We start from the raw sequence: 19236 nt of genomic DNA, 5'->3' as shown, positions 1-19236 counted from the left end.
TTCTAATCTGTCTGCCAGGTCACTTCTTGTGGCGTGACCGGTATTGTGCAATCGCTTTTTTAATCGCTTCAGCGGTGTCAGGATCAACTGGCGAAGGCGCTGAGGGCTTTGCACGTGATTTACGGGCCGGCACAGCAGGTTCGGGCTCAGCAGGGCCGAACCGGAGGACCAGTTTTGACATGAGCAGGGTTGCAAACACCAGTATGATAAGGAATGCGAATACAAACCCCATGCCTGCGACCATCAGATCAATGGCTTGTGACATCAGCTCATTCATAACGAATAGCTACCTGTATTGAGTGATTGATTTTTCCGATTTGCCTGATACCCATTGGGCCGGGCCCATAGCCGCGGCAATTCGGCGGACAAAATCCCGCGTAATTTACCGTTTTCCGACCCACTGAGCAACCTAATTGCAGGTTTCAATAGGTGGTTTCCGAGCGCTTCGGCCCGTGCTGACGGGCTTCGGGCGGGTAAAAGCAATTCTCATTCATGCATAACGTACACGCATTTTCCGGCCTTTGATGCGACCTTGCTCCAGCCTTTTCAGGGCTGTAGCGGCTGATTCTCTCTCTACAGCCACAAAACACTGAAAATCAAAGAGATCAATTCTGCCTACGGCCTTGCCCGGAAGTCCCGCTTCACCGGTAAGCGCACCCATTACGTCTCCGGGCCTGACCTTGTCTTTGCGACCACCGGCAATGCACAGGGTTTTCATTGCGGGACTCAATGGCTGCAACGGCGTTACCAGCAGATTCCCCGTGTCACCCCACTCCACGGCCTGTTTCCGCCCGGCCTCCAGCCGGTTGATCTTGTGAGCCTGGGACGGTGTGCAGAATGTCACGGCCAGGCCCTGTTCGCCTGCCCGGCCCGTGCGCCCGACACGATGGGTATGCACTTCCGGATCCCGTGCCGGCTCCACGTTTACCACCAACGGCAGCGATTTGATGTCGAGGCCCCGCGCCGCAACGTCGGTCGCCACAAGCACTGAACAACTCTGATTACCGAAACGGACAAGAACACTGTCACGGTCCCTCTGCTCCAGGTCACCATGCAGGGGCAAGGCCGCAAAGCCCATGTCGTTCAGTTCGCTGGCCACCTCATCGCACTGCTGCTTTCTGGTACAGAAGGCAATACAGGAAGCCGGCTGGTGCAGCGACAACAATGCTGCCAGCGCCTGAACCTGTTGCCCCGGCGCGATTTCGTAGAAACGCTCGCTGATGTCAGAGTCAATGGCCTGGCTATCAATTCTCACATCCACCGGATTGTGCTGATATTGTTCGCTGAGCTTGCGAATATTGTCCGGCCAGGTGGCGGAGAACATCAACGTCTGCCTTTTGGTCGGTGCCTGGCTGATAATGTCTTCCACCGCGTCCTGGAAACCCATATCCAGCATCCGGTCGGCCTCATCCAGAACCAGAGTCTGCAGGTGGTCCAGCTTTAAAGTGCCCTTGCGCAGATGGTCCTGAATCCGTCCGGGGGTCCCCACCACAATATGGGCACCATGGCTGAGCGAACCAATCTGGGGACCAATGGAAACGCCACCGCACAGAGACAGTATTTTCACGTTATCCCGTGCAACCGCCAGTTCCCGCAGTGATTTGGCAACCTGGTCCGCCAGTTCCCGGGTTGGGCAGAGTACCAGGCCCTGAATAACGAATTTGCGCAGGTTCAGCTTTTCTACCAGAGGAATACCAAAGGCCGCGGTCTTGCCACTGCCTGTCTGGGCCATCGCAATCAGGTCACTACCCCCCAGTGCATGGGGCAAGGCCCCGATCTGGATGGGCGTCGGATTCTCAAAGCCAAGCCTCGACAAGTTCTCGAGCATGGCCCGGGAAAGCCCCAGCTGACTGAATGAAGACATAAAAATTCCTGGAGATAGCAATAAGGGATGGGTTCGACCGGAAGCCTTCCGGGCGTATACTGGGACCAGTTTACCAGAAATAGCAAACCGTCACGGAGCATTGAATGCCATCACTTCAGGATCAGCTGTTAAAGGCCGGCCTGGCCGATGAAAAAAAGGCCAAGGCCATTCGCAACGAAAAACACAAGAAGCGCAAACAGCAGCCCAAAGGCACTGTTGAAGTCAGCGAGGCCGAGGTCCGCGCGCGCCAGGCAAGGGAAGAAAAGGCGGAACGGGATCGGCAACTGAACCTTGAGCGCCAGAAAGAAGCAGAGAAAAAGGAAATCCTGGCGCAGATCCGGCAGCTGGTAGCGACCAACCGCCTCGATCGATCCCGGGGGGAGACTTCCTACCAGTTCGTGCACGACAGGAAGATCAAGAAGATCTTTGTGGACGACACCATGGTTGACCAGTTGTCACGGGGCCGGCTAGCCATTGTATTTGTGAACAACGCCTATGAGATTGTTGCGGAGGGTATAGCACGAAAGATCATGGAGCGCGACGAGAGCTCCGTGGTGGTCCTGCACGACCGCAAAAGTGATGATCAGGGCGATGATGACCCCTATGCAGGTTATGAGATACCGGATGATTTAATGTGGTAATAAAGCAAAACGCCCCGGATCGTGAAGTTCACAATCCGGGGCGTCTCGGTCTTGATATGGCGCGGCTGGGAGGATTCGAACCTCCGACCGCCTGGTTCGTAGCCAGGTACTCTATCCAGCTGAGCTACAGCCGCTTTAAACTTTGCAGGTCTGTTCGAGAATGGCGCGGCTGGGAGGATTCGAACCTCCGACCGCCTGGTTCGTAGCCAGGTACTCTATCCAGCTGAGCTACAGCCGCTTTAAACTTTGCAGGTCTGTTCGAGAATGGCGCGGCTGGGAGGATTCGAACCTCCGACCGCCTGGTTCGTAGCCAGGTACTCTATCCAGCTGAGCTACAGCCGCGCATCGCTATTCTTGAACTACTGACCTTCATCCAAACCGACCGCTGTCAGTTCAAACGGTTCTCTCTTATCTCCGAAAAGAAATGGCGGAGAGGGAGGGATTCGAACCCTCGGTACGATTGCTCGTACGGCTCCTTAGCAGGGAGCTGGTTTCAGCCACTCACCCACCTCTCCTTGAGAACGGGGCGTATACTACCATAATTTTTCTGATTTCATAGGGTTGACACGAGTTTTTTCAAAGCACGCTCCCCCCTGATACAGAAAAGCCGTCCTGGTTTCCCCCCGAACGGCGTTTCTACACTCTCAGCTATTGCCGGGCTCCGGCTCTTCAGAGCCTTTTTCGCTCTGAATACGCTGATAGATCTCTTCACGGTGTACCGCCACTTCTTTCGGGGCATTTACACCAATTCTTACCTGGTTCCCCTTCACCCCAAGCACGGTTACGGTGATATCGTCACCGACCATCAGGGTTTCGCCGACACGGCGGGTCAAAATCAACATGTCCTTTACTCCCTTATCCAGAGCTACCTGTTCCGACAAATGTATACTGCTTACTTTTATAGTGAGATCACTTGCCAATCAAAAGGCGCATAATCACTTATACGCACACCTGAAGACACAAGCCTGCAAATGATTCCCTTGTTCTACAGAAAGCCCAGCAAAACGGACGGTATGCCCGCCAACAATCAGGCTTCCTCAACCACTGGCTTGTCCAGCTCGAATGCACTATGAAGTGCCCGAACCGCCAGCTCAAGATATTTTTCATCAATCACCACAGAGATTTTAATCTCGGAGGTGGAAATCATCAGAATATTGATACCTTCGTTGGACAGTGCGGCAAACATTTTGGTTGCCACACCGGCATGTGAGCGCATCCCCACACCAACAATGCTGACCTTGGCAATCTTGCTGTCACCGCTAACCTCCCGCGCGCTGAGCTCATCGGCCACTTGTTGCAAAACAGCCTGAGCACGCTTGAAATCGTTGCGATGCACGGTAAACGTGAAATCCGTGCGATTATCCGCACCCACGTTCTGAACAATCATGTCCACTTCGATATTGGCATCACTGACAGGCTGCAGAATACGTAACGCACTGCCTGGCGTATCGGGCACGCCAGCAATCGTCAGCTTGGCTTCATCACGGTTAAAGGCTATGCCGGAAACGACCGGTTGTTCCATGGCGCTTTCATCCTCAAGAGTAATCAGGGTGCCTTCACCTTCCTGGAAGCTGGAAAGAACCCTTAAAGGAACATTGTATTTACCTGCAAACTCCACCGCGCGAATCTGAAGAACTTTCGAGCCCAGACTCGCCATCTCGATCATTTCTTCAAAGGTGATCCGCTCCAGCCGGCGCGCACTGTCGACCACTCTTGGATCGGTGGTATAGACACCGTCGACATCCGTGTAGATCTGGCATTCATCAGCCTTCAATGCAGCAGCAAGGGCAACGGCCGTGGTGTCCGATCCGCCACGACCCAGGGTGGTAATGCTGCCGTTCTCATCAATGCCCTGAAAGCCTGCGACCACGACCACGCGGCCGGCGTCGAGGTCTTCCCTCATGCGCTGTTCATCGATCTGCCTGATGCGCGCCTTGGTGTGGCTGCTGTCGGTCAGAATCCTCACCTGAGCCCCGGTGTAGGAGCGTGCATCGCAGCCACGCTTCTGCAGAGCCATGGAAAGCAGGGCGATGGTCACCTGCTCACCGGTCGAAACCAGCACATCCATTTCCCGGGGCGTGGGTTCTTCCATGATTTCATTGGCGAGGCCGATCAGGCGATTGGTCTCGCCACTCATGGCGGACACCACAACCACCACGTCATGACCTTCCTTGCGAAAGCGACTGACTTTCTCAGCAACCGCTTCAATTCGTTCTGTGGTGCCAACCGAGGTACCACCAAATTTCTGAACCAAGAGCGCCATTTATTTTCCGATACCAGACGTGGACGAACAGCGGGGCCATGCCCTGCCTCAGACGATCAAACGGCGGGATTATAAAGGCCCGCCGGTTGCCGCAACAGCTACCTATGCAATATTTTTCTCGACCCAGGCGGGGACACCGGCCAGGGCATCCGCCAACTTAGAGGGGTCATTGCCGCCGCCCTGGGCCATATCCGGACGGCCACCGCCCTTGCCATCAACCTGGGCCGCCAGATGCTTCATCAGGTCACCGGCCTTGATCCTGCCAGTCGCCGACTTGGTCACTCCTGCCACCAGGGTCACCTTACCGTCTTCAACACTGGCCAACACCACAACGCCCTCGCCGAGCTTATTCTTGAGCTGGTCCGCAGTTTCCATAAGCGCCTTGCGATCCGCGCCCTGCATTTCTGAAGCAACCACTTTCAGGCCGCCAATATCCACGGCAGAACCGGCCAGATCAGTTCCGGCAGAGCTTGCCAGTTTTGCCTGAAGCGCATTGATCTCTTTCTCAAGCTGGCGGTTGCGGTCCAGGGTTTGCTGAACCTTCTCCACCAGCGACTCACGGGAGCCTTTTACCAGCTTCGACACCTCTCGCAGGGCCTGCTCGGTCTCCTCGACCCACTCCAGGGCGCCAAAACCTGTCACCGCCTCAATCCGGCGAACGCCAGAGGAAATACCGCTTTCCGAAGTAATGCGAAACAGGCCGATGTCACCGGTGCGCGCGACATGGGTACCACCGCAGAGTTCCACGGAATAATCATCGGAGCCCATGCTCAGCACTCTGACGGTATCCCCGTACTTTTCACCGAACAGCGCCATGGCACCCTTCTCCTGGGCCTGTTCCATGTCGGTGATTTCGGTCTGGACCGGGGTATTGTCCAGAATCTGCTGATTCACCTGGTGCTCGATTTCCCGCAACTGCTCCGGTGTTACCGGTTCGAAGTGGGAAAAGTCGAAACGCAACTTGTCCGGATCTACCAGCGACCCTTTCTGGGTAACATGCTCACCGAGCACCCTGCGCAAGGCTGCATGCATAAGGTGCGTGGCCGAGTGGTTCTTTTTTGTACGTTCGCGCCGGGCATGGTCGATGCGGGCATCCACTTCCAGGCCGGGAAACAGCTCACCCTCAATCACAGTGCCGATATGGAGGTGGTTGTTGCCTTCCTTCTGGGTATCGGTGACCTTGAAACGTCCGCCGCTCCAGGTCAGCAGGCCGGTATCGCCCACCTGACCGCCGGATTCCGCATAAAACGGCGTGCGCTCCAGCACCACCACCGCTTCCTCGCCGGCCTGGGCATTTTTCTCGGCGCCATCAACAAGCACGGTGCGAATGGTTTCATGGCCGTCGATATGCTCGTAACCGGTGAATTCCGTGGAACCCTCAATATTCAGGCCGGCGGCGTTGTAATCCATACCGAACTTGCTGGCGGCACGGGCGCGCTCGCGCTGACGCTCCATCGCCTTTTCATAACCTTTATAGTCCAGGGTCAGACCACGCTCGCGGGCGATATCATTGGTCAGGTCCACCGGGAAACCGTAAGTGTCATAAAGAGCAAAAATGGTTTCACCCGGAATCTCGGAACCCGCGAGCCCGGCGATGTCCTGCTCCAGCAGGCGCAGACCTTTATCCAGGGTCTTGGCAAACTGCTCTTCTTCCTGCAGCAGTACTTTTTCTATCTGTTTGCGGCTGCTGACCAGTTGCGGATAGGCATCGCCCATCAATTCCACCAGGGCCCCGGTCAGCTTGTAGAAGAAGGCACCGGTTGCACCCAGTTTATTACCATGGCGCGCGGCCCGGCGAATGATCCGGCGCAACACGAAGCCCCGCCCCTCATTGGATGGCATCACCCCATCGGAAATCAGGAAGGCGCAGGAGCGAATGTGGTCCGCCACCACCCGCAGTGAGGCTTCAGTGGTGTTCACGCCACCGAGAATGTCAGAAGCTGCATTCAGCAGGTCTTGCATCAGGTCGATTTCGTAATTGCTGTGAACCCCTTGCAGCACCGCGGTGATACGCTCAAGCCCCATGCCGGTATCCACCGACGGCTTCGGCAGCGGCAGCATTTCCCCGTCCGCCTGGCGGTTGTACTGCATGAACACCACGTTCCAGATTTCGATGTAGCGGTCGCCGTCTTCTTCCGGGCTACCGGGAGGACCACCGGCAACTTCCGGACCATGGTCGTAGAAAATTTCAGTACAGGGACCACAGGGGCCGGTGTCACCCATCTGCCAGAAGTTATCGGAGGCGTAAGGGGCGCCCTTGTTGTCACCAATACGCACAATACGGTCAGCCGGAACGCCGATTTCCTGGTTCCAGATATCAAAGGCCTCATCGTCAGAGGCGTAAACGGTCACCCACAGTTTTTCTTTTGGCAGATTCAGCCAGTTTTCACCGGTCAGAAAGGTCCAGGCAAAGTTGATGGCTTCACGCTTGAAGTAGTCACCGAAGCTAAAATTGCCCAGCATCTCGAAAAAGGTGTGGTGGCGCGCGGTGTAACCCACGTTTTCCAGGTCGTTGTGCTTGCCGCCCGCACGAACGCATTTTTGCGACGTGGTCGCGCGGGTGTAGTCACGCTTTTCACGGCCCAGAAACACATCCTTGAACTGGTTCATTCCCGCGTTCGTAAACAACAGCGTCGGGTCATCGGCCGGCACCAGCGAGCTGCTCGGTACGATGGTATGGCCCTGCTGCTTGAAGTAATCGAGAAATGCCTGTCGCAACTCTGCGGTTTTCATAGCCCTTTGATACCCTTGTATAAACCCCTTCGGGTGCACGTTAAAAGACACATACTTACATGCGAGTGCAAATCCGCTACTCTAGCACACGCCGAGAACAGGAAAAACGTGAAACATCACAGGAGACACCATGCCCCGCCGCTTTCACACCGCTGATGAACTGTTACCGCCTGCTCCGTTCATCAAGCGACTCGTGGCTGTGATTTACGATGCACTGATCAGCGTTGCCGTACTGCTGGTGACGACCTGGGCCTATACACTTGTTGCGGGCTGGTTTACCGGCTGGGACAAGTACGAGGAAATGGCGGAGGCCGGCACTTTGGATGCGGACCCGATACTCACGTTTGTACTGTTCCTGACACTGTATCTGTTTTTCGGTTACTTCTGGACGAGGAATGGCCAGACGCTGGGCATGCAGGTATGGCGCATTCGCATTGAAAACCTGGACGGCACATCGGTGTCCTGGACACAGGCACTGAAACGCTATGTGGCCGCAGCCGCGATTCTGTTCGTTGCCCTGCTGGGGGCCTATTACCTCAACGCCGCTACTCTTTTCGTGACCATCCCGGCGATCATCGCGCTATTCTACCCCATTAACGGCCTGTCCCTGACAGACCGCGCATCCGGCAGTATCGTTGCATCGGTGCCGAAAGATTCCGGCAAATAGCGTTACCCTGCCCGTCGCATAAGCACCGCACCAACCGCTGCATTAATGGCGATTGGCAGGATAATCGCCAGTACCGGATTGAAGCCGAAAACAAGGCTCATGGGCCCCAGCAGATCCTGCATGTATTTGAACAACAACCCGACAATCAGGCCGGTAAACACCCGGAAACCCATGGTTACCGACCTGAGGGGACCGAACACAAACGAAATGGCCACCAGTACCATCACCGCTGTACCCAGCGGCATGAGCACTTTCTTCCAGAAAGCCAGCCAGTAGTTGGCGGCATTCAGCCCCTGCTCTCCCAGGTAGCTGGCATAGGTATAGAGGCCGGAGATAGACAGGTCCTCCGGCTTCACAATCAGCACGCTGAGCACATCCGGCGACAGACCGGTCTGCCAGCGCAGCGCCTGGTGTTTTTCCTGGGTGGCTCCATCGTCACTCAGCCTGGTAGTGGTGACATTTTCCAGCAACCAGTCATCACCCTGATAGATGCCCCTCTCAGCAAAGGTGACAGACACCAGCCAGCGCTCGTCATCAAAACGAAACAGCGATACTCCGTGCAGCACCCCGTTGGGCTGAACGGCGTTCAGATGCATGAAGACTTCACCTTCCCGGTGCCAGATACCCGATGCCGACGTCACATTTTCTCCCGCTCCCTGGGCCATCGCTTTCTGGCTCTGGGCCATCCGCTCCGCCGGGGGCGCAACGTATTCGCCGATCAATACGCCGATCAGTACGATCACCAGGGTCGGTTTCATGGCCGACCAGACAATACGCTTCAGGGATACGCCGGCGGCACGGATAACCGTCAGTTCAGAGGAACTGGCCATGGACCCCAGCCCGACTAGGCATCCCATGAACGCACCGAGCGGCAGATAGTCGTAAATACGGCGGGGCAGCGTCAAAAATACGTACGCCAGGGCCTGCAGCATCTGGTAATCGTTTTCGGCGTCATCCAGCTCGGCAATAAATGCGAAAATCAGATCCAGGGACAACACCACCAGCATCACCAGGAACATGGCGCCGCCTACCGTGCTCATCACATAACGGTCGATCTTACGCACGGGTACGGCCCTCCCGAATCAGGCGCCTGCGATAAAGCCAGGCGGGGCCGAATTGCAGCCAGAGTCCGAGCACCAGGAAGATGGCGTGAACCCAGAGCAAGCCAATCCACTCCGGCACCTTTTCGTTTTCCAGTGCGTCACGGGCGACAATAAGCAGGCCAAGATAGGTGATATAGACCAGCATTGCCGGAAGCAGATGGAAAAATCGCCCCTGCCGCGGGTTCACGCGGCTGAGCCGAACACCCAACAGGGTCACGATCGGCACGATCAGCGGCAGGGTGAATCGCCAGTGCAGCATGGCGCGGTGCTCCGGGTTATCCGACGCCATCAGATCCATGGTGCTCAGCCCCTCTTCCAGCTCCTTGTCCCCGGCGTCACCGCTGCGAATTTTCAAGCCGTAGGCGTCGAAACCGGTCACGTCGTAATCAAGACGACCGGGGATGCCCTCGAATCGGGCACCGTCTTCGAGAACCAGAAACCGGCTGCCGGTCTCTTCATCAATTAACTGGGACCCCTCGCGGGCGGTGATAATCGACAGGCCTTTGCCATTCTTGTTGTACTCGGCGATAAAAACGCCTTCAAGACGTCGCCTGTCGTCGCTCAACCCTTCGGTGTAGGTGACTCGCCCCCCGGAAGACAGGGACTGAAAACGCCCGGGGGCAAGCATTTCGAACTCTGTCGCCTGGCGCTGCTCATTGAAAATGCCTTCCACCTGTTTCATGCCCCAGGGCGATATGTAGAGGCTCATGGCACCCACGGTCAGAATCACCGGAATACTGCCGATCAGGGTTTTACCCAGTAACTGCTTTTCACTGACCCCGCAGGCAAACAGCACTGTCATCTCGCTTTCCAGATACATCCGCCCGTATGCCAGAAGAATGCCGATAAAAAAGCCCAGCGGAAGGATCAGTTCCAGGAAACCGGGAAAACGGTAAGCCATAATCTGGAACAGCACATCGCCGGCCAGTTCGCCAGCGGCGGCATCGGCCAGATACTTGATGAAGCGGCCGCTCATGAAGACCATCAGCAGAATGCCGGAAACGGCAAGCATGCTGACAATCACCTGGCGGGTAAGGTATCGGAAAACGATGCTCAATTCGGTCTCTCAGAGCCGGATGCGACCGGAGTCGATGGAAATCGGGATTCGCCGTATTCTAAGTAACCTTGGACCCGAATGACAGGCCACAGGGTTAACAAGCTGTCAGCGCTTGATAATTTGACCCCGAACCCCAATGCTATAGCCATTCGGACAGCAAACCCGGCCGGGATCTGTCCTCCATCAGAACAACCAACGGGAGTTGCCATGAATTTTACCCTGAGCAGTAAGCCCATTGCCGATACCAAAGCGGATTGCCTTGTTGTCGCCCTGCCGGAGAAAGGCGACTGGCCTGCCTCCACCACACAGGCAAACGAAGCCCTGGGCGGACTGATCAAGACCCTGCATAAAAACGGGGACGCCACCGGTAAGAATGCAACCACCCTGCTGGTTCCCCTGGACGGACAACCCTGGTCGCGCCTGCTGGTGGTGGGTACCGGCTCAGATAAGGACCGCACGCCGGCCAACTACCGCAAGGCGCTGATTGCCATGGCCAGCCAGATCAAGGATGGCCCCTCGAAGCACGTCCTGGTCGGCCTGGGCGACACCCTGGTAACCGGCGATGACGCCACCAGTTCGGAAGCGGCACGCCTGAACCTGATCGGCCGCACTCTGGAAGAGCAGCTCTACCGCTTCAGCGGATTCAAGAGCGAAAAACTGTCAGACCGCAAACTGGCCAAAGTAACAGTTGCTGCCTCCTCCGCCGGTAAGTCACTGAAAGACGCCTTCAACCTCGGCCTGGCTACCGGCCGTGGCATGAACTTCACCCGTGACCTGGGCAACACACCACCCAATGTGTGTCACCCCACCTGGCTGGCCGAACATGCCGAGCAGATGGCGAAAGACAACGACGTCATAAAGACCGAAGTGCTTGATGAGAAGCAGATGAAGAAGCTGGGCATGCATAGCCTGCTTTCCGTATCTGCCGGCAGCGCCCAGCCCGCCAAGCTGATTGTTATGGAGTATCGTGGCGGCAAGGAAAAAGACAAGCCCTACGTACTCGTGGGCAAAGGCATTACCTTCGATACCGGCGGCATCAGCCTCAAGCCTGGCGAAGGCATGGATGAGATGAAGTACGACATGGGCGGGGCCGCTGCCGTTTTCGGTGCCATGAAGACGATCGCCGAAACCAAGCCCAGGATCAACGTGGTCGCCGTCATCGCCGCCGCCGAAAACATGCCCAGTGGCACTGCGACACGCCCGGGGGATATCGTTACCTCCATGTCTGGCCAGACCATCGAAATCCTCAACACCGACGCCGAAGGTCGCCTGGTGCTGTGCGATGCCCTCACCTACGTCAAGAAGTTCGACCCGGAAGTCGTGGTTGATATGGCGACACTGACCGGCGCTTGCATCATTGCGTTGGGCAGCCACGCCACTGGCCTGCTGAGCAACAACGACGAACTGGCCAACGACCTGCTGGCCGCCGGTGAGCGCGCCGGCGATCGCGCCTGGCGCCTGCCCCTGTGGGACGAATACCAGAGCCAGCTCGACAGCAACTTCGCGGACATGCAGAACATCGGCGGTCGCCCGGCCGGCACCATCACCGCTGCCTGCTTCCTGTCGCGGTTTGCAAAAGACTACCGCTGGGCCCACCTGGACATCGCCGGCACCGCCTGGAACTCAGGCAAGGCCAAGGGCTCCACCGGTCGCCCGGTACCCATGCTGGTCGACTACCTGATGTCCCATGCCGGAAAGTAGCTCCCGCTCGCAAAACCCGGGCGCACAGGATGAACGGAACCAGGCTTACTGGTTCCACATCCTCGTTCAGAACACCCCTGCTGCACGCAACCTCCACACCGCCAAACTGGTGGCCAAGGCCCGACAGCAGGGAGACCGGGTGGGCATCGTCTGCGACACCATGCAGCACGCCCAGGAACTGGACGACCTGCTCTGGAACTTCAGCCCCGACGCTTTCATTCCCCACAGCATCGTTCCCGATTCCGCCACTACCTGCACCGATCCGGTTGGTATATTGCTTTGCCCACCGGTGGCAGAGGACTGGGATACGGTGATCATCCTCTCGGCCACCCTGCCGGCGGACGCGGACCGGTTCAAGCGGTTGGCGTTGGTTGCCCATAACGATGAAACGGTTCTGACACAGGCACGATCTCACTTTAAGCAACTGCGTACGCTGGGGATTGAGCCTCGGGTGCATGATCAGAGGAAGCGGTGAGGTTTTGGGCCTTTTGTAGGACTGCTGGTTTGGGGGAGGAGCGCGGTGGTGGTGTTTATTTCCCTTGGGAAAAGAACTCGCTTCGCTCAGACACCTTTTCCTGGCGGGAAATAAACACCACCCCCATACCCCTGCACCCCGGTTCGCCGCAAACCAACGGACCATGTATAATCGGCTGTCTCAAATTTCCCTTGTGAATCAACCAAACGGTCACCAGTAGAAACCCATGGAAAAAACCTACCAGCCAGAAAACATCGAGCGCCAGTGGTACGAAAACTGGGAATCCAAAGGGTACTTCCGCCCCTCCGGCGAAGGTGAGTCATTCAGCATCGCCATTCCGCCACCCAACGTCACCGGCAGCCTGCACATGGGCCACGCGTTCCAGCACACCATCATGGACACGCTCACCCGCTTCAAACGCATGCAGGGCCGCAACACCCTTTGGCAGGTAGGCAGCGATCACGCGGGCATCGCCACGCAAATGGTGGTTGAGCGCAAGTTGGCGGCGGAAGAAGGCAAGACCCGCTACGACCTGGGCCGGGAAGACTTCATCAAACGCATCTGGGACTGGAAAGAGCACTCCGGCGGCACCATCACCGGCCAGATGCGCCGCCTGGGCAACTCCGTGGACTGGGACCACGAACGCTTCACCATGGACGACGGCTTCTACAGGGCGGTGCAGGAAGTCTTTATCCGCCTGTATGACGAAGGCCTGGTCTATCGCGGCAAGCGCCTGGTCAACTGGGACCCGAAACTGCATACCGCCATCTCCGATCTGGAAGTGGAAAACAAGGAAGAAAAAGGCTTTTTCTGGCATCTGCGCTACCCGCTGGCCGACGGCGAGAAAACACAGGACGGCAAGGATTACCTGGTGGTCGCCACAACTCGTCCGGAAACCATGCTGGGCGACACCGCGGTTGCGGTGCACCCGGATGACGAGCGTTACCAGCACCTGATTGGCAAGTTTGTTGACCTGCCCCTGATTGGCCGCCGCATTCCCATTATTGCCGATACCCACGCCGACCCGGAGAAAGGCAGCGGCTGCGTGAAAATCACCCCGGCCCATGACTTCAACGATTATGCAGTGGGTAAGCGCAATAACCTGGTGATGATCAACGTCATGACCCAGGACGCCTGCATCCGCGACATGGCCGAAGTGGTCAATCCCGATGGCACCGAAAACACGGACGTAGACGGCAGCCTGCCTGCCGCTTACGCCGGCCTGACCCGAGAGGAAGCCCGCAAACAGATCGTTGCGGACATGGACGCCGAGGGCCTGGTTGAAGAAGTGGAAGACCACGTGCTGAGCGTACCCCGTGGCGACCGTTCCGGCCTGATCATCGAGCCGATGCTGACGGACCAGTGGTTTGCAGACGCCAAGACCCTGGCGAAGCCTGCCATTGAAGCCGTCGAGGACGGTCGCATCCAGTTCGTGCCCAAACAGTACGAGAACATGTATTTCTCCTGGATGCGTGACATCCAGGACTGGTGTATTTCCCGCCAGCTCTGGTGGGGCCACCGCATTCCCGCCTGGTATGATGCTGGGGGCAACATCTACGTTGGCCGCAACGAAGACGAAGTTCGCCAGAAGCATAACCTGCCCGCCGACCTGGAGCTGCACCAGGACGAGGACGTTCTGGACACCTGGTTCAGCTCCGCCCTGTGGACGTTCGGCACCCTGGGCTGGCCGGAAATTACCGAGCGCCTCAAGACCTTCCACCCTACCAATGTGCTGGTCACCGGTTTCGATATCATCTTCTTCTGGGTTGCCCGGATGATCATGATGACCATGCATTTCATGAAGAACGAAGACGGCACGCCGCAGGTCCCCTTCAAGACGGTTTACGTTACCGGCCTGATCCGCGACGAACATGGCGACAAAATGTCCAAGTCCAAGGGCAACGTCATAGATCCACTGGACATGATCGACGGCATCGAGCTGGATCAATTGCTGGAAAAGCGCACCGGCAACCTGATGCAGCCCAAGCTGGCCGAGAAGATCGCCAAGCGCACGAAGAAGGAGTTCCCGGAAGGCATCACCGCCCACGGTACCGATGCCCTGCGATTCACCCTGGCAGCCATGGCCACTACCGGTCGCGACATCAACTGGGACATGAAGCGCCTGGAAGGTTATCGCAACTTCTGCAACAAGCTGTGGAACGCCGCCCGTTACGTGCTGATGAACACCGAGGGCGAGGATTGCGGTGTTAACAACGAGCCAGTAGCACTGTCCCTGGCGGACCGCTGGATCATCAGCGAGCTCCAGACCTGCGAGCAGGACGTGATCCGTCACCTGGACCAGTATCGCTTCGACCTGGCCGCCTACGCGCTGTACGAGTTTATCTGGAACGAATACTGCGACTGGTACCTGGAACTTTCCAAGCCGGTGCTGAACGATGACAACGCCAGCGCCGAGGCCAAGCGCGGCACCCGACGCACACTGGTTCGTGTGCTTGAAGCGGTTCTGCGTCTGGCCCACCCGATCATGCCATTCATCACCGAGGAAATCTGGCAGCGTATCGCGCCCCTGGCCGGAAAAGCCGGTGACAGCATCATGCTGCAACCTTTCCCCGAGCCTGACGAAAGCAAGCAGGATATGGCTGTCTCTGCCGATATCGAGTGGCTGAAAGGCGTGATTGTTGCGGTACGGAACATCCGTGGCGAAATGAACATTTCTCCGGCCAGGTCCATTCCGGTACTGCTCCGGGGAAAAGACCCGGAAGACAGGCGCCGCCTGGACGAAAACCGCCAGTTCCTGGCATCCCTGGCCAAGCTCGAAAGCGTGGAATGGTTTACTGGCGGCGAAGCACCCATGTCTGCCACCCAGCTGGTCGGCGAGATGGAAGTACTGGTACCCATGGCCGGCCTGATCGACAAGGACGCCGAACTCAAACGCCTGGACAAGGAACTGGAACGCCTGCAGAAAGAAGTCGGTCGACTGGAAGGCAAGCTTGGCAATGAGAAATTCACCGCCAAGGCGCCTGCAGAAGTCGTGGCAAAAGAGCAGGACAAGCTCCGGGACGCCCAGGGCAGCATGGAGCGCCTCAATCAGCAGCGGGCTGCCATCGAGGCCATGTAACCCCATGAGCGGACGCGAGGAGAAGCAACCGTTACCCGGGAATGGAGTTATTGCCATTCTCGGGGCCGGTTCTCTCGGCCAGTTGTGGGCGGGCTACCTGCCTGCCGACAAGGTGGCATTTTTGCCCCGCAAGGGCTCTGATGCACCGGACCGGGACTCTCTAAGCTACAGACTTGAAAGGGTCGATGGCTCTGCCCTGTCGGTTAAGATTCCCTGGCTGTCCAGCTCGATAGACCAACCCTCTTTGCTGCTGGTCACAACCAAGGCCGGCGATACGCTCCGCGCCCTTGAATCCCGCCTCCCCGACATACCCTCGGGCACCCCCCTCGTGCTTTTCCAGAACGGCATGGGAAGCCAGCAGGCAGTCGCTGAACGCTGGCCGCGCAGACCGATTCTTGCCGCCAGCACCACCGAGGGCGCCAATCGACCGGAGCCGGGCCAAACCGTTCATGCTGGCAGGGGGGAAACCTGGATCGGCGCGCTCACAGACAGTGCAAGACCGTTACTGGACGCCGTGGTGCGGGCCCTGGCGAGCAGTGGCCTGACGGTCCATAGCGAAGCCAGCATTTATCAGAGGCTGTGGAACAAACTGGTGATCAATGCCGGTATCAACGCCTTTACCGCCATTCTCAATTGCCGCAATGGCGACATCCTCAACCATCGGTTTTATCTGGAGCACATAGATGGCCTGTGTGCCGAAATCGCGGCGGTCCTCTGTGCTGAAGACTGTCAGCCATTGGCTCCCGACACAATCCGTGAGCGCATCGAAACGGTTGCCCGACGCACGGCGCAGAACACATCATCCATGCTGGGCGACCGGCAACAGGGCCGGACCACCGAGATAGAGTTCATCAATGGCTATATTGCGCGCCGGGGACAAGATCATGGAATTGAAGTGCCGGTGAACCAAATGCTGACAGAACGGGTAAAACAACTGTCGGCTGGTGCAAAGGCCGGAAGTTCAACCAACCACATCAAGCCGGGAGTATCCTGATGGGCAATCGCCTTTCCAAAATCTACACACGTACCGGAGACGACGGATCTACCGGACTGGCAGACGGCAATCGCATTGCCAAGAATGCCCAGCGGGTGGAAGCAATGGGTACCGCTGATGAGCTGAACTGTCACATCGGGCTTCTGATTGAGTGCCTGGATAGCAACGATGAACTGGTGGACAATCTGCGCCGGATCCAGCATCACCTGTTCGATCTGGGGGGCGAGTTTGCCATTCCCGGCAGTAAGGTCATCGGCGACAACCACATCGAATGGCTGGAACAGACTCTGGACACCCACAATGAAAACCTGCCTCCGCTGAAGAACTTTGTCCTTCCCGGCGGCTCTCCCGCCGCGGCCCAGTGCCATATGGCCCGCGCGGTATGCCGCCGGGCCGAGCGCGTGGTTGTGGCCCTGAGCCATGAGGATTCCATCAATACCGACGCCAGGCATTACCTGAACCGGCTGTCTGATCTGTTATTCGTGTTTGCCCGCAGTCTGGCCAGGCGCAATGACGGGGAAGAGATTTTGTGGGAACAGAAAAAATCAGGCCTGTGAGCCTGTAACCCGGGCCTCCGGTTCCGGAGGCCCGGCGTGTTTCAGACCCTGAAGGCTTCCACAAGCCGCTGCAGCGAAGCAGTCAGTTGGGACATTTCGCGGGAAGAAGCCAGGGTCTCTTCGGCGTTACCCGCGGTTTTACGGCCCAGCACGCTGATCTGCTCAACGTTGGTGTTCACGTTCTTCGCGACTGCAGACTGCTCCTCGGCGGCCTGGGCAATCTGGTGGCTCATATCCACGATGGTGGAAATGCCCTGCGCAATCCGGTCCAGTGCTTCCGTGACTTCTGACGATTTCCTGACTGTGGTCTCGGTTACCTCATGGCTGTTGGTCATGGCTGCTACCGCGTCTTTAACGCCATTTTGCAGACGAGAAATCATGCCCTCGATTTCTTCCGTAGACTTGTGAGTGCGCTGAGACAGTGAACGCACCTCGTCTGCAACGACCGCGAAACCACGACCCTGCTCCCCGGCACGTGCTGCTTCTATGGCAGCATTCAGCGCCAGCAGGTTGGTCTGTTCCGCAATCGCCTTGATTTCCACCAACACCTGGCTGATGTTATCGCTGTCAGCGTTGACCCGATTAATCACCTCGACCGCGCCCGAAATTTCGGTGGCGAGACGGTTAATGGTCTCAACAGTATCCGCCACCACTTTCCGTCCTTTCTCGGTATCCTCCTCTGCCGTACCGGCACTGTCGGACACCCTGTGAGCGCTTTCTGTCACCTCGTTAACCGCTTCCACCATCTGGCTCATGGCTTCGTTGATCTGGCCGGATTCCTCCATCTGACGCGCCACTGCTTCACTGTTGGCGGCGGCCGTCTCATTGACCCGGGTTGCCTGGCGATCGACATCCGTTGTGGTACTGCTGACGGATCGAATCAGCTCTGCGATCCGGGCTGTCATGCTGTTGAACTCTGTGGTCAGTTCACCCAGTTCATCACGGTTATCCAGATCTATATGGGCTGTCATGTCGCCCGCCGCCACAGTACGGGCCGCCTGACTGAACCGGTTGATTGCCGTGCGAACTGATATGAAGAAGCCGATATAGAGATAGACCACCACCAGCAGAACGGTAACAAGAGCAACAATAATGAACTGCCGCTGCTGAATCTCGCCGTCCAGGCGCGCGTTCAGGTTAGCGCTGACGACATCAAAAATGCCCGCCGTGAGGGCATCGTAATGAACGAGTTCGTTCTCGACGGAACGGTTAAAATCCTGCCATGGCAGCTCCAGACGCATGGGGGTGATGACATTGACATCAAGCTCATCCCGAATATCCATCAGGCTGCTCTCGATACCTTTAATGGCATTACCGGTATTGTCCGCCAACCCCGGCGATGTATCGAGAGCTACCGAAAGCGAGGAGCCAAGCAGTGAGGAACGATTGGTGAGTGCGTCGTAGATTTCATTCAGCGCGTCACTAAGCCCATAGCCGACCTGCCCTTCAACCAGTGCGTAGATCCCGAAGGAGCGGGCCCGCCCGATCATGCTCTCGGCATCCGGCAGGGCCTCCCGCACAAGCCCGAGCAGCAGCAGGTTTTCCCGTGAAGCGTCCTGGCCGAGACCGGAAATTTCAATGGTGGCAGAGAGCATGGCTCTGACTTTCTGGACGAATTCCTGATAGTACTTGAACTGAGGGTCGATATTACCAAGGTAGCTGTCCGCAGATCTGAGCTGCTGCCATTCGTCCCGCAGCAGAGCAACCTGCTCAGCCCAGTTGCCGGATGTGTCGAACCGTGCATCCGCCCCGGCGAGCGCTTCAAGAAGACTGTCAATCCGCTCTGCTGTTGCTTCGGACCGGGAGAGCAGTTCGCTGTCGTCCTTGATCTTGCCTGGAGCCCGGAAATCACGGTATTCGAAGGACGCCTGGAGAAGCGCATCCACCTTCTCGAGCTGCTCAAGGCCTTCAACACCCCGGGTCATGGTATCCACTGACCGGTTCAGCTCACTGATCACGAGCCAGGAAAGGGCAACAATAGGCAGCAGAAACAGGACGCTGATCAGGCTGAACTTGTAGAACATCGGCAGCCGGTTCATCAACGACACTGCAGGCTTGATAAGCTGGTTCACGTGTACTCCCACTCAAGGCATCGAAAAAAT

At 57.4% G+C, this 19236-nt stretch carries 15 protein-coding genes and 4 tRNA genes; 7 read left to right on the top strand and 12 right to left on the bottom strand.

From position 1 onward, the window contains the following. Positions 1-19: 19 nt before the first annotated feature. Positions 20-277 carry an OadG family protein gene (locus DIT71_RS06580; RefSeq protein WP_114612434.1) on the bottom strand — a complete coding sequence of 86 codons (258 nt, stop codon included), beginning with the start codon at positions 275-277 and terminating at the stop codon, positions 20-22. A gap of 213 nt (positions 278-490) precedes the next feature. After that, the gene (dbpA, locus tag DIT71_RS06575) at positions 491-1864 is read right to left on the bottom strand and encodes an ATP-dependent RNA helicase DbpA (RefSeq protein ID WP_114612433.1); all 1374 of its coding nucleotides are present in this window, start codon (positions 1862-1864) and stop codon (positions 491-493) included. 104 nt (positions 1865-1968) lie between these two features. Here dbpA and DIT71_RS06570 point away from each other — a divergent pair, with 104 nt between their 5' ends. Further along, a complete protein-coding gene (locus DIT71_RS06570) occupies positions 1969-2505 on the top strand; it encodes a DUF2058 domain-containing protein (RefSeq protein ID WP_114612432.1) in 537 nt (178 codons plus the stop codon). Between the two features lie 57 nt (positions 2506-2562). On the opposite strand, the gene DIT71_RS06565 is transcribed toward DIT71_RS06570, so the two are convergent. The 7 genes from DIT71_RS06565 to alaS form a co-directional block, all read right to left on the bottom strand. Further along, positions 2563-2639, bottom strand: a tRNA-Arg gene (locus tag DIT71_RS06565). 27 nt (positions 2640-2666) lie between these two features. Next, a tRNA-Arg gene (locus DIT71_RS06560) sits at positions 2667-2743 on the bottom strand. Positions 2744-2770: 27 nt separating this feature from the next. Then, positions 2771-2847, bottom strand: a tRNA-Arg gene (locus DIT71_RS06555). Between the two features lie 83 nt (positions 2848-2930). Next, a tRNA-Ser gene (locus DIT71_RS06550) sits at positions 2931-3020 on the bottom strand. Between the two features lie 129 nt (positions 3021-3149). Beyond that, positions 3150-3347, bottom strand: coding sequence for a carbon storage regulator CsrA (gene csrA, locus DIT71_RS06545; protein WP_008172808.1), 198 nt, complete (start codon positions 3345-3347; stop codon positions 3150-3152). A gap of 185 nt (positions 3348-3532) precedes the next feature. Next, positions 3533-4768: an aspartate kinase gene (locus DIT71_RS06540; protein ID WP_114612431.1), complete on the bottom strand. Its 1236-nt coding sequence runs from the start codon at positions 4766-4768 to the stop codon at positions 3533-3535. Positions 4769-4870: 102 nt separating this feature from the next. Beyond that, positions 4871-7501, bottom strand: a complete 2631-nt coding sequence (gene alaS / locus DIT71_RS06535; protein WP_114612430.1) for an alanine--tRNA ligase — start codon at positions 7499-7501, stop codon at positions 4871-4873. 130 nt (positions 7502-7631) lie between these two features. Here alaS and DIT71_RS06530 point away from each other — a divergent pair, with 130 nt between their 5' ends. Beyond that, complete coding sequence (locus DIT71_RS06530; protein ID WP_114612429.1) at positions 7632-8168, top strand: RDD family protein; 537 nt, start codon at positions 7632-7634, stop codon at positions 8166-8168. A gap of 2 nt (positions 8169-8170) precedes the next feature. Here DIT71_RS06530 and lptG read toward each other — a convergent pair whose 3' ends face one another. Together lptG and lptF are read right to left on the bottom strand one after the other, a co-directional pair. Beyond that, positions 8171-9232, bottom strand: a complete 1062-nt coding sequence (lptG, locus tag DIT71_RS06525) for an LPS export ABC transporter permease LptG (RefSeq protein ID WP_114612428.1) — start codon at positions 9230-9232, stop codon at positions 8171-8173. Further along, positions 9225-10328 (bottom strand): LPS export ABC transporter permease LptF, encoded by a 1104-nt coding sequence (gene lptF / locus DIT71_RS06520; RefSeq protein ID WP_114612427.1) that lies wholly within the window; start codon positions 10326-10328, stop codon positions 9225-9227. Before lptF ends, lptG begins: the two co-directional genes overlap by 8 nt. A gap of 207 nt (positions 10329-10535) precedes the next feature. Between lptF and DIT71_RS06515 the strand changes: the two genes are divergently transcribed. From DIT71_RS06515 to DIT71_RS06495, 5 genes are all read left to right on the top strand, one after another. Beyond that, complete coding sequence (locus tag DIT71_RS06515) at positions 10536-12029, top strand: leucyl aminopeptidase (protein WP_114612426.1); 1494 nt, start codon at positions 10536-10538, stop codon at positions 12027-12029. After that, positions 12016-12504 (top strand): DNA polymerase III subunit chi, encoded by a 489-nt coding sequence (locus DIT71_RS06510; RefSeq protein WP_114612425.1) that lies wholly within the window; start codon positions 12016-12018, stop codon positions 12502-12504. The genes DIT71_RS06515 and DIT71_RS06510 overlap by 14 nt, the downstream gene beginning before the upstream one ends. A 226-nt stretch (positions 12505-12730) precedes the next feature. Further along, complete coding sequence (locus DIT71_RS06505; RefSeq protein WP_114612424.1) at positions 12731-15583, top strand: valine--tRNA ligase; 2853 nt, start codon at positions 12731-12733, stop codon at positions 15581-15583. 4 nt (positions 15584-15587) lie between these two features. Then, complete coding sequence (locus DIT71_RS06500) at positions 15588-16577, top strand: ketopantoate reductase family protein (protein ID WP_114612423.1); 990 nt, start codon at positions 15588-15590, stop codon at positions 16575-16577. Continuing rightward, a complete protein-coding gene (locus DIT71_RS06495) occupies positions 16577-17134 on the top strand; it encodes a cob(I)yrinic acid a,c-diamide adenosyltransferase (RefSeq protein ID WP_114612422.1) in 558 nt (185 codons plus the stop codon). Before DIT71_RS06500 ends, DIT71_RS06495 begins: the two co-directional genes overlap by 1 nt. A gap of 41 nt (positions 17135-17175) precedes the next feature. Here DIT71_RS06495 and DIT71_RS06490 read toward each other — a convergent pair whose 3' ends face one another. After that, positions 17176-19206: a methyl-accepting chemotaxis protein gene (locus tag DIT71_RS06490; RefSeq protein ID WP_114612421.1), complete on the bottom strand. Its 2031-nt coding sequence runs from the start codon at positions 19204-19206 to the stop codon at positions 17176-17178. Positions 19207-19236: the final 30 nt, after the last annotated feature.

The sequence above is a fragment of the Marinobacter vulgaris genome (assembly GCF_003344045.1).
Taxonomy (GTDB): domain Bacteria; phylum Pseudomonadota; class Gammaproteobacteria; order Pseudomonadales; family Oleiphilaceae; genus Marinobacter; species Marinobacter vulgaris.
The sequence above is the reverse complement of the archived record's forward strand: the minus strand, read 5'-3'. Positions and strand labels throughout refer to the sequence as shown.

Coding starts and splice junctions, on each gene's coding strand:
- DIT71_RS06580 (WP_114612434.1), bottom strand. CDS start 277: ATGAATGAGCTGATGTCACAAGCCATTGATCTGATGGTCGCAGGCATG.
- dbpA (WP_114612433.1), bottom strand. CDS start 1,864: ATGTCTTCATTCAGTCAGCTGGGGCTTTCCCGGGCCATGCTCGAGAAC.
- DIT71_RS06570 (WP_114612432.1), top strand. CDS start 1,969: ATGCCATCACTTCAGGATCAGCTGTTAAAGGCCGGCCTGGCCGATGAA.
- csrA (WP_008172808.1), bottom strand. CDS start 3,347: ATGTTGATTTTGACCCGCCGTGTCGGCGAAACCCTGATGGTCGGTGAC.
- DIT71_RS06540 (WP_114612431.1), bottom strand. CDS start 4,768: ATGGCGCTCTTGGTTCAGAAATTTGGTGGTACCTCGGTTGGCACCACA.
- alaS (WP_114612430.1), bottom strand. CDS start 7,501: ATGAAAACCGCAGAGTTGCGACAGGCATTTCTCGATTACTTCAAGCAG.
- DIT71_RS06530 (WP_114612429.1), top strand. CDS start 7,632: ATGCCCCGCCGCTTTCACACCGCTGATGAACTGTTACCGCCTGCTCCG.
- DIT71_RS06515 (WP_114612426.1), top strand. CDS start 10,536: ATGAATTTTACCCTGAGCAGTAAGCCCATTGCCGATACCAAAGCGGAT.
- DIT71_RS06510 (WP_114612425.1), top strand. CDS start 12,016: ATGCCGGAAAGTAGCTCCCGCTCGCAAAACCCGGGCGCACAGGATGAA.
- DIT71_RS06505 (WP_114612424.1), top strand. CDS start 12,731: ATGGAAAAAACCTACCAGCCAGAAAACATCGAGCGCCAGTGGTACGAA.
- DIT71_RS06500 (WP_114612423.1), top strand. CDS start 15,588: ATGAGCGGACGCGAGGAGAAGCAACCGTTACCCGGGAATGGAGTTATT.
- DIT71_RS06495 (WP_114612422.1), top strand. CDS start 16,577: ATGGGCAATCGCCTTTCCAAAATCTACACACGTACCGGAGACGACGGA.